Source organism: Bacillus sp. 522_BSPC (assembly GCF_001076885.1).
GTDB lineage: Bacteria > Bacillota > Bacilli > Bacillales > Cytobacillaceae > Niallia > Niallia hominis.
The window spans coordinates 1-9,892 of record NZ_JVDT01000111.1 but is presented as its reverse complement, the minus strand read 5'-3'; the positions used below and the strand labels follow the sequence as shown (position 1 = coordinate 9,892).

The 9,892-nt window shown below is 35.4% G+C and carries 7 protein-coding genes; 1 reads left to right on the top strand and 6 read right to left on the bottom strand.

Features of this window, described 5'->3' with window-relative positions; genetic code table 11:
- Position 1: 1 nt before the first annotated feature.
- The 6 genes from ADJ83_RS08435 to ADJ83_RS08410 form a co-directional block, all read right to left on the bottom strand.
- On the bottom strand, positions 2–1,363 hold the full coding sequence (locus ADJ83_RS08435; protein ID WP_048717268.1) for an IS4 family transposase: 1,362 nt from the start codon (positions 1,361–1,363) through the stop codon (positions 2–4).
- Positions 1,364–1,532: 169 nt separating this feature from the next.
- Positions 1,533–4,409: an excinuclease ABC subunit UvrA gene (gene uvrA, locus ADJ83_RS08430; RefSeq protein WP_031540652.1), complete on the bottom strand. Its 2,877-nt coding sequence runs from the start codon at positions 4,407–4,409 to the stop codon at positions 1,533–1,535.
- 7 nt (positions 4,410–4,416) lie between these two features.
- Positions 4,417–6,396: an excinuclease ABC subunit UvrB gene (gene uvrB, locus ADJ83_RS08425; protein ID WP_031540651.1), complete on the bottom strand. Its 1,980-nt coding sequence runs from the start codon at positions 6,394–6,396 to the stop codon at positions 4,417–4,419.
- 515 nt (positions 6,397–6,911) lie between these two features.
- Positions 6,912–7,139 carry a CsbA family protein gene (locus ADJ83_RS08420; protein ID WP_031540650.1) on the bottom strand — a complete coding sequence of 76 codons (228 nt, stop codon included), beginning with the start codon at positions 7,137–7,139 and terminating at the stop codon, positions 6,912–6,914.
- 16 nt (positions 7,140–7,155) lie between these two features.
- The gene (locus ADJ83_RS08415) at positions 7,156–8,019 is read right to left on the bottom strand and encodes an STAS domain-containing protein (RefSeq protein ID WP_031540649.1); all 864 of its coding nucleotides are present in this window, start codon (positions 8,017–8,019) and stop codon (positions 7,156–7,158) included.
- A 224-nt stretch (positions 8,020–8,243) separates the two neighbouring features.
- The gene (locus ADJ83_RS08410; protein ID WP_031540648.1) at positions 8,244–8,534 is read right to left on the bottom strand and encodes a hypothetical protein; all 291 of its coding nucleotides are present in this window, start codon (positions 8,532–8,534) and stop codon (positions 8,244–8,246) included.
- Between the two features lie 253 nt (positions 8,535–8,787).
- On the opposite strand from ADJ83_RS08410, the gene ADJ83_RS08405 reads away from it, so the two are divergent.
- Positions 8,788–9,810 carry an HD-GYP domain-containing protein gene (locus ADJ83_RS08405; RefSeq protein ID WP_048717509.1) on the top strand — a complete coding sequence of 341 codons (1,023 nt, stop codon included), beginning with the start codon at positions 8,788–8,790 and terminating at the stop codon, positions 9,808–9,810.
- Positions 9,811–9,892: the final 82 nt, after the last annotated feature.

Genomic DNA, 9,892 nt, shown 5'->3' with positions numbered 1-9,892 from the left:
CTCAACTTTCGCAGAGTGATATCGGCAAATAAGCCTTGATATAATTAGGAAGGCCAGCGATCCACTGTTCAAGTTGACTTTGAATTATTTTTTTGATTTTCTTATTCGTTTGTTTAAGTGCATCTTGAAGAAGCTCGATCAATTGCTGTAATGCGACAGCCCAATCAAGTTCATTTACTTCATCGCATAATTCGTAAAACAGACCACCTATTGTGCGTTGATCGGTATTACAGCGATTCTGCCACGACAGAACGATAAAACGAGAAAACACAATCGTTGTATGGCAAATAAGCGCGTCATATGAACGGCTTTGGAATTCTTTTTCAAGTTTCAAAAGAGATTTGGCCGCCTTAAAGAATACCTCGATATCCCAGCGCATTCCATAGATTCGGACGATCTCCTGTTCTGAAAGAGTGCAGTCTGTGCTGAGGATGGCAAGCCAGTCGCTTTTCTTATTTCTGTTTTGAATGAATACCACTTTAATTGGTGTTCCATTAGCCATGATCGTATGGATGGAACGAAGAATTCCTTTCTTGGATTGAATGGGTCCAGCTAGGCGGTATAGTTGCTTTAAAGAAACCATCTCCCCGTTTACGTTATAACGTTGTTTTGTTTCTTTGACCATACCAATTACGTCTAATCCTTGATCCACAATAGACTTTACAAGTGGTGGCAATGTAAACCAAGAATCCATAAGGACATAACTTGCATCTATCCCATTGGCTAATGCACGTTTAATCATGTCAGGAACTTGTTCAGGCTCAGTTTGTAATGCATTTTCTCGACGCTTGTATCCACAAGTACGTTTATCAATTTTTTCAGAGATACCATTGATTTGAGACTTTTTTGAACTGACTAAAGAAAAGTCAATTGGCATAAATGTATAGCCATCTGACCAGCCCAAAGTGAGCATACGAAACCCCTTAAAGAAACGCATTTTCAGGGAAGCATGATCAAAACAACGAGCGAGAAGCTCTACCTTTTTACTACGATTTCGGTCATACGCAGAATCATCGATAATCAGTACTTTTGGACGCTCTTTATTCGTAAGGCGAGTCACCTTTTGAATAGTAAAAATGCTCAACAGTAGTAAGAAACGGCGCCAATTAAAAGTTGATTGGTTTAAAAAGCGATAGACGGCATCTTTGGCTGGAAACTGATCGGCTTTCTTTGAATCAAGAAGTGAAAACCAATTTTTGTGCTGGAAAATCAAACAGAAAACAAGCTGAAATAAGTAGGAACAGCTGAAACCGAAGGATTTTTTAATTCCTGCTTGGCGCAGGTGTTTATTCATTTCAAGCTCAGAAAAAACCGAATTAAGTTCTTTTGGTAGTTGATTGTTTTGGCTATTTTGGTCTATCATATAGGGAGCACCTCTTCTGTATGGTAGTGTTTTCTCTACAATTACACTATACCAAAGAATGAGGTGTTATTTCATTTTATTAAACACTGTCAAGCAACATATTTAATAGACCATAGACGCAATACAACTAACGATTTGCACTTATTTTTTTGGTGCGAAAGTTGAGATATTAAGTTGTAGCAATCTTTTCTGCTTCTTCTATATGATTCTTCATTCTTAGTCGATCTCTCTCCAAGATTGGCTTTAAATATTTCCCCGTATAGGATCCTTTAAGGTCTGCAATGTCTTCTGGCGTACCTGTTCCTAAAATAGTACCACCTTTATCTCCGCCTTCTGGACCTAAGTCGATAATATAATCTGCAGTCTTTATTACATCCAGATTATGTTCAATAACGAGTACTGTATCGCCATTTTCGACTAATCTTTGAAGCACGATCAATAATCTTGAAATATCATCAACATGTAAGCCTGTCGTCGGCTCATCTAAAATATAAAAGGACTTGCCAGTAGAACGGCGGTGTAATTCAGATGCTAATTTGACCCTTTGCGCTTCCCCACCTGATAAAGTAGTTGCTGGTTGTCCGAGTTTAATATAACCTAAACCAACATCAACAATTGTTTGAAGCTTACGATGAATCTTAGGGATATTTTCAAAGAAAGCTACTCCATCTTCTACTGTCATACCCAAGACATCTGAAATGTTTTTCCCTTTATATTTTACTTCCAATGTTTCTCTATTGTATCGTTTTCCATGACATACTTCACATGGAACATACACATCTGGAAGGAAATGCATTTCAATTTTTATGATTCCATCTCCACGACAAGCCTCACATCTTCCGCCCTTTACATTAAAACTAAAGCGTCCTTTTTTATATCCACGTACTTTAGCTTCATTAGTCGTCGCAAAAACATCCCGAATATCATCAAACACTCCGGTGTAAGTCGCAGGATTTGATCTTGGAGTTCGTCCAATTGGAGACTGATCAATATCAATAACTTTTTCTAACTGGTCGATTCCTTTAATTTCTTTATGCTGGCCTGGCTTTGCTTTTGCGCGATTCAGCTTTTGTGCTAAGCCTTTATGAAGAATCTCGTTAATTAACGTACTTTTTCCAGACCCTGAAACACCTGTGACGGCGATAAACATTCCAAGGGGGATTTTTACATTTACATTTTTTAAATTATTTTCTTTCGCCCCAGTTATTTCAATAAACCTACCATCACTTTGTTTTCTCTCTAATGGAAGTGGGATGAATTTTTTTCCTGATAAATATTGACCTGTTATCGATTGAGGATCCTTCATTACTTCATCTGGTGTTCCGACAGAAATAATTTCTCCTCCATGTACGCCCGCACCAGGACCAACATCGATTAAATAATCTGCTGCCATCATTGTATCTTCATCATGCTCTACAACAATCAATGTATTTCCGATGTCTCTCATTTGTCTTAATGTATCAATTAATTTATCATTGTCTCTTTGATGAAGACCGATAGAAGGTTCATCTAAGATGTAAAGTACGCCTGTAAGTCTTGATCCAATTTGTGTTGCCAAACGAATTCTTTGCGCTTCGCCTCCAGATAGAGTTCCCGCTGATCTACTTAAAGTCAGATAATCTAAACCAACATTTATTAAAAATCCGACTCTCTCTTTTATTTCCCTAAGAATCAAGTTCGCAATTTGTTTTTCCTTTTCAGTTAAATCAACCTGCTCCATAAATTGATAGCACTCAACAACTGATTTTTCCGTGATTTTTCCTATATGCTGGCCATTAATTAATACTGCTAATGCTTCTTTCTTTAACCGATAGCCTTTACATGTACGACAAGGCTGTTCAGCCATGTATTTTTGCATTTGCTCTCGAATATAATCAGAGCTTGTTTCCTTAAATCTTCTTTCGATATTTCTTATAACACCTTCAAACTGAATATCATTTTCTCTAACTTGGCCAAAGTCATTTTCATATCGAAAGTGAATATATTCTTTGCCTGATCCATAAAGAATCTTATCCATTAGATTTTTAGGAATATCCTTTACGGGTATGTTCATATCAATGCCATAATGGTTGCATACACTTTCAAGGAGCTGAGGATAGTATTGAGAACTAATAGATTCCCATGGAGCAATCGCATTATCTTTTAGAGTCAAATCCCAATTAGGAATGACTAAATCAACATCTACTACTAGTTTATTTCCGAGACCATCACAATCAGGACAAGCTCCAAATGGACTATTGAAGGAAAACAGTCTTGGCTCTAATTCCCCAATAGAGAATCCGCAAATCGGACAAGCATGATGCTCGCTAAAAAGCAATTCTTCCTCCCCAATTACATCGATAATCACTTTTCCATTCCCAAATTGTAATGCGGATTCAAGGGAATCTGCCAGTCTTGCAGCAATCCCTTCTTTCACTACAAGGCGATCAATTACTACTTCTATATTATGTTTCTTATTTTTATCTAAGGAAATATCATCACCAATTTCAAACATTTCTCCATCGATTCGTAATCGAACATATCCCTGCTTTTTCACATTTTCCAGCACTTTTACATGGGATCCCTTCCTCCCTGATACAACCGGAGCGAGCACTTGAAGTCTAGTTCTTTCAGGATATTCTAGAATGCGATCAACCATCTGTTCAATTGTCTGGGAAGATATTTCAATTCCATGCTCTGGGCAAGTTGGTCTTCCTACTCTTGCAAATAATAGTCTTAAGTAATCATAGATTTCAGTTACTGTTCCAACTGTAGAGCGTGGATTTCGGCTAGTTGTTTTCTGGTCGATGGAAATAGCAGGGGACAGTCCTTCAATCGAATCTACATCTGGCTTATCCATTTGCCCTAAAAACTGTCGCGCGTATGCGGATAAAGATTCAACATATCTTCTTTGTCCTTCTGCATAAATGGTATCAAAAGCGAGAGAAGATTTCCCGGAACCAGATAAACCAGTTATGACTACTAATTGATCTCTTGGAATAGTTATATCAATATTTTTTAAATTATTTGCTCTTGCACCTTTTACAATAAGTTTATCCATTGCCATTTTTTGCTCACCCCTCCGCCTTTAATTCAAGCAATAAATCGCGAAGCTCTGCAGCTCTTTCGAAATTCAGAGCTTTTGCTGCTTCCTTCATTTCGTTCTCCATTTGGGCAATCATTGCCTCTTTTTCCTTTTTCGTCAATTTATCAAGTTTAACAGAAGTTGCATATTCTTCTGGTTCTTCTGCTGCTTGCGTAGCACGAATGGAATCTCGAATACCTTTTTGAATCGTTTGCGGAGTAATACCATGTTCTTCGTTATATTTCTCTTGGATTTCTCTCCGTCTTTTCGTTTCACTTATTGCTACTTCCATTGAATGCGTCATCTTATCTGCATACATAATAACATGCCCATTCGAATTTCTTGCTGCACGTCCGATTGTTTGAATTAAAGATCGTTCCGAACGAAGGAACCCTTCCTTATCAGCATCTAAAATAGTGACTAATGATACTTCTGGAATATCCAATCCTTCCCGTAATAAGTTAATCCCTACGAGAACATCATATTTGCCGAGACGTAATTCTCGAATGATTTCAATCCGTTCTAACGTTTTCACCTCAGAATGTAAATATTGTACTTTAATGCCGATTTCTTTCAGATAATCCGTTAAATCCTCTGACATTTTTTTCGTAAGCGTCGTTACCAGCACCCGCTCATTCCGCTTAATTCTTTCATGAATCTCAGCAATTAGATCATCAATCTGTCCTTCAATTGGACGAACGTCAATAGTTGGATCAAGTAATCCAGTTGGCCGAATGATTTGTTCGATCATTACCGGCGTATGCTCCATTTCATACGGACCAGGCGTTGCAGAAACACAGATCATTTGATTTATATGCTGTTCAAATTCTCCAAAGGTTAACGGGCGATTATCAAGTGCAGATGGCAAGCGAAAGCCATGCTCTACTAGCACACTTTTCCTTGCCTGGTCCCCATTATACATTCCTCTAATTTGCGGAAGTGTAACATGGGATTCGTCAATGACAAGAAGAAAATCTTTTGGAAAATAATCCAATAAAGTGTAAGGTGTTGAGCCAGGAGGTCTTAATGTTAAATGTCTTGAATAGTTTTCTATTCCCGAACAGAACCCCATCTCTCTCATCATCTCAAGATCATAGCGAGAGCGCTGTTCCAAACGTTGTGCCTCTAATAATTTATTATTTTCCCTTAGTTTTTCTAATTGTTCTTCTAATTCCTTTTCAATGTTCTCAATCGCCACTTTCATTTTCTCTTCTCTTGTTACGAAGTGAGAAGCAGGAAAGATGGCAATATGATTCCGTTCTCCTAATATTTCGCCAGTTAATGCATCTACTTCACGAATCCGATCAATTTCATCTCCAAAAAATTCTACTCTAATACAATGTTCATCACGAGAAGCGGGGAAAATTTCAACAACATCTCCACGAACACGGAAAGTCCCCCGTTTAAAATCGATATCATTTCGATCATATTGGATATCAACTAGTTTACGAAGCAGTTGATTTCTTTCTAATTCCATACCAGTCCTTAAGGAAACAACCATTTCTCGATATTCCTCTGGAGAACCTAAACCGTAAATACAAGAAACACTGGCAATAATAATAACGTCATCTCTTTCAAACAAGGAAGATGTTGCAGAATGGCGAAGCTTATCAATTTCATCATTGATGCTGGCATCCTTTTCGATAAACGTATCCGTTTGCGGGACATATGCTTCTGGTTGATAGTAATCATAATAGCTGACAAAATACTCTACTGCATTATTTGGGAAAAACTCTTTAAATTCACTATATAATTGGCCAGCTAGTGTTTTATTGTGAGCAATGATTAACGTTGGCTTCTTTACTTCTTTAATAACATTGCTAATTGTAAAGGTTTTACCAGTCCCAGTCGCCCCTAGCAATGTCTGAATTTTTTCGCCTTCTTTAATTCCTGATACTAGTTTTTTTATTGCTCCCGGCTGATCTCCTTGAGGCGTATACTTTGAAACTAATTCAAAATCATGATTCACTAAACCATCCTCCGATCTATATGCACTTCTTTTTATTCATACGTCCGTTGGTCCTTTATGTTTAGGCATATCTATTACAAGCTATTTTCATAACCTTTGTTGTTTTATAGAGTTAAACACAAAAAACTTGTTCATTCCATTTCACTCCATATACTTACATTCTCCCAGAGGAAAGTAAGGGAATGCGGGGTCTCACCGTTATAGGATTTATGCGGGTACCAGGAGGCTTTTAAAATAAACAAAATTTCAAAATTCGACGTTCGTATTAAAGTCTTTTTTTATAATTTCCTACTAATGTAATCAACATATCACCATTCTACCACAAACCACCTATTTCAAACCACAAAAAAGAGAACAAACATTCTATTTATTTCATCAGCAATTTTTCTATGGATACTAAATTTCAAAAAAAAAATGACTATACGAAAATACCTATCATCTTTATCGACGTAAAATCGTTTAGTCATTCTTCTTTTCTATTCTTTTTTAATACTTTTTGAAATGTAGCCTAAACATTATTTATTCGCTACTTTCTCTTTCCATCTTCTGCTAATCATATATCCAATCGTCATAGAAAATGCATCCACAACAATTAATAGAAATGTATCAGTATATCCTTTATACACAGAAGCAGCAATTAAGGCGACAGTTAAAATTAATCCAATAATTGGATAATAGGTAGCTTTTGAAAAAAGTATTACTAATAAGCATGGAAAAAATAGTGCAGCTAGATATTTCCCCATCTACATACACCTCTATTTAAACAAATTTCGTTTCATTAACCATTAACCCAAATCTTTCAAGAGCACTTGCTAAATTATTAAATATCGGAATTTGGCTAAAGTCTACACCTAATTGTATGGCTGTTTGCGCCACCTCTGGCCTTAATCCAGAAAGATACCCTTTTACACCAATTAAACGCAGTGCATGTATAACATGAAAAATTTGATGTGCAACCATTGTATCAATAAGAGGTACTCCTGATAAATCAATGAATAAATGATTAAAGCGTTTTTCATTGCATTCCTTCAAAGTATTTTCCATGATTAATTGTGCCCTCTTTGTATCAATATCTCCAATTAATGGAAGCACCCCAATCCCCTTTGTTATGGGAATCACTGGACTGCTTAATTCATAAATGGTTTCTTGCTGTGCTGTCAATTGCTGAAATTTGTATTCATCATAAGAGCCAATAAAGATATTTACAAATAGATCAAATGCATATTGTACTAATCGTATCCATTCAAACAGTGTCGTTATCGTTAATTGATCAGTAGTTTCTGCAGAAAATTTTTCAACATATGATAAAAGAATTTCTTTAACTGTGTTAAGCTGTTCAATCGATTCCAAAATAGGAACCAAATCTTTTGCCCGCTTTTCCGCAACTTTAACAGCCCATTTAGAAATATTGGCTGAATATACTTCCTCTTCCTCAATAAATACCTTAATTACATTTTCTAAGAGTATTTGGTGTGCTGTAACTAGTTCTTCCATACTGTCTGAGGATTTATTGATTGAATAATAATTAGATGAACTATTCTCTATTGTGCTCAGCCATTCCTCACGCATGTCTACAAGATGATCATATAAATAGGTATATAGGCTTTTCATACATTGTTCCAACTATTTTCTCCTCCTAATACAAGAAACAAACCTTCCTCACTCATCTATACAATCGTTTTCCCATTTAGAGTAATGGAAGTATCCACAACTTTTTTAGTCAATTCCCTACTTGTTTTTGGAATCCATTAAAGGCATTTAAAATAAATATCTATTATTATATAGTTGTCACCATAGTGAAACAAGTGAGAAGCCTTGTGATAGTAAGACGAGAATAGATAATTTCTTTATGAATTTTGTAATAAACTTGTTGCAATTACTTGAAAAATTGATTCCAGAGAGGATGCTCTTTTTTTGGCGTTTTCTAATAAAAAGATAATTTCCGCAATGTCTTTTGGACTTAGTTTTTCTACTATCCAATCTTCCAAATCCTGATTTTTAATTACTTTATGTTGATTAGGTATATTTATGGTAGGAAACTTTATCAATTCATTATGGATAAAATCTAAATGTTTTTGATATTCTTTTTTATTATGTACATAAAATGTATTGCTTTCTTTCAGCTGATTTCTATCCATTTGTGTATTCCCCTCTCTTTGAATCTACTAAAAATGCCCAATTTCTTCTATTCTTTTCGGTTAAATATATAGTAATTATAATAGGAAAACATTGCTAAAGACCTTAGTCCCTAGTAATTTCTACTAAAATAGGTATTTAGGATTATTCCAACTGGTCATAAAGTCTGTTTTATCCTTGCTAGAGGTAAGGTAATATTTACTAATAAGGGGATGTGACGTAGCAAAATAGCATGAATTAAAGGAGACAAAAGACATGGAAAAAGTAACTGCTGATATTACCGGATATCGAATAAAAGAAGATGTTTATTCTAACTCCATTGAAGGTTTATTTCTACTCAAAAAAGGCTCCACTCTTACGAAAAAACATGTTGAATTACTCACAAAACATCAGGTAAATCCATTTGATGTGATTAATCCGACTGAAGAAGCCTCTCTTTCCTCCGAAAATAAAGAATTTTCTACTTTAATAGATGAAGTGAAAGAAACCTTCCATTCCATTATCGAACAGCAAAATGATAATGTGGATAGACTTCTTCATACCTATGAAAAAGCAATTGATTTTTCCCTTCAAGAATTAGCAATTTTAGATATTATCCATAAGGAAGTAGAACCTGAGAATTATATTTATCAGCATAGTATTAATGTTGGAATTATTTCAGCAATCATAGGCAAGGTTTTAGGATTAGCTAGGAAGGAATGTTACCTCCTAAGCCAAATGGGACTATTCCATGATATCGGCATGCTAAAAGTTGATCCATCCATTTTACAAGCGCAAGATCGCTTAACGCAAAAAGAATATAAGGAAATTCAAAAACATACAATCTATGGAAAAAGTATTTTATTTCAGATTTCTCAATTAGATATATTAATATCGAGAACTGCTCTATTGCATCATCAAAAAATAAATGGAAAAGGCTATCCATCTCATCGAACAGAAAAGGATATTCCATTCTTAGTTCAAATTGTTTCGGTTGCAGACATGTTTAATAGCATGTGTTCCTCACACACCCATAAAGAAAAGAAAACCTACTTTGAAGCGATCAATGAATTAGTGAATGAATCATATGGAAATGCATTAAATCCTGCCATTGTCATTCCATTTACAAATTTTATTATGAGAAAGCAACTCTTTAAAAAGGTTACTTTATCCAATAACGAAACAGCAGAAATTATCTTTATCCATCAAAATGAACCACATCTCCCGCTTGTTCGTCAAGAGGACTCCTATATTGATTTACGTAAGACATCTTTGAAAATTACAGGCTTAGCCAATTGAATATAAGAGGCTGGGACAAATCTATATAACTAATCTTTAAGACGAACAATCTCTAATTTAGCTCTTAAATAAAGCTACTTTT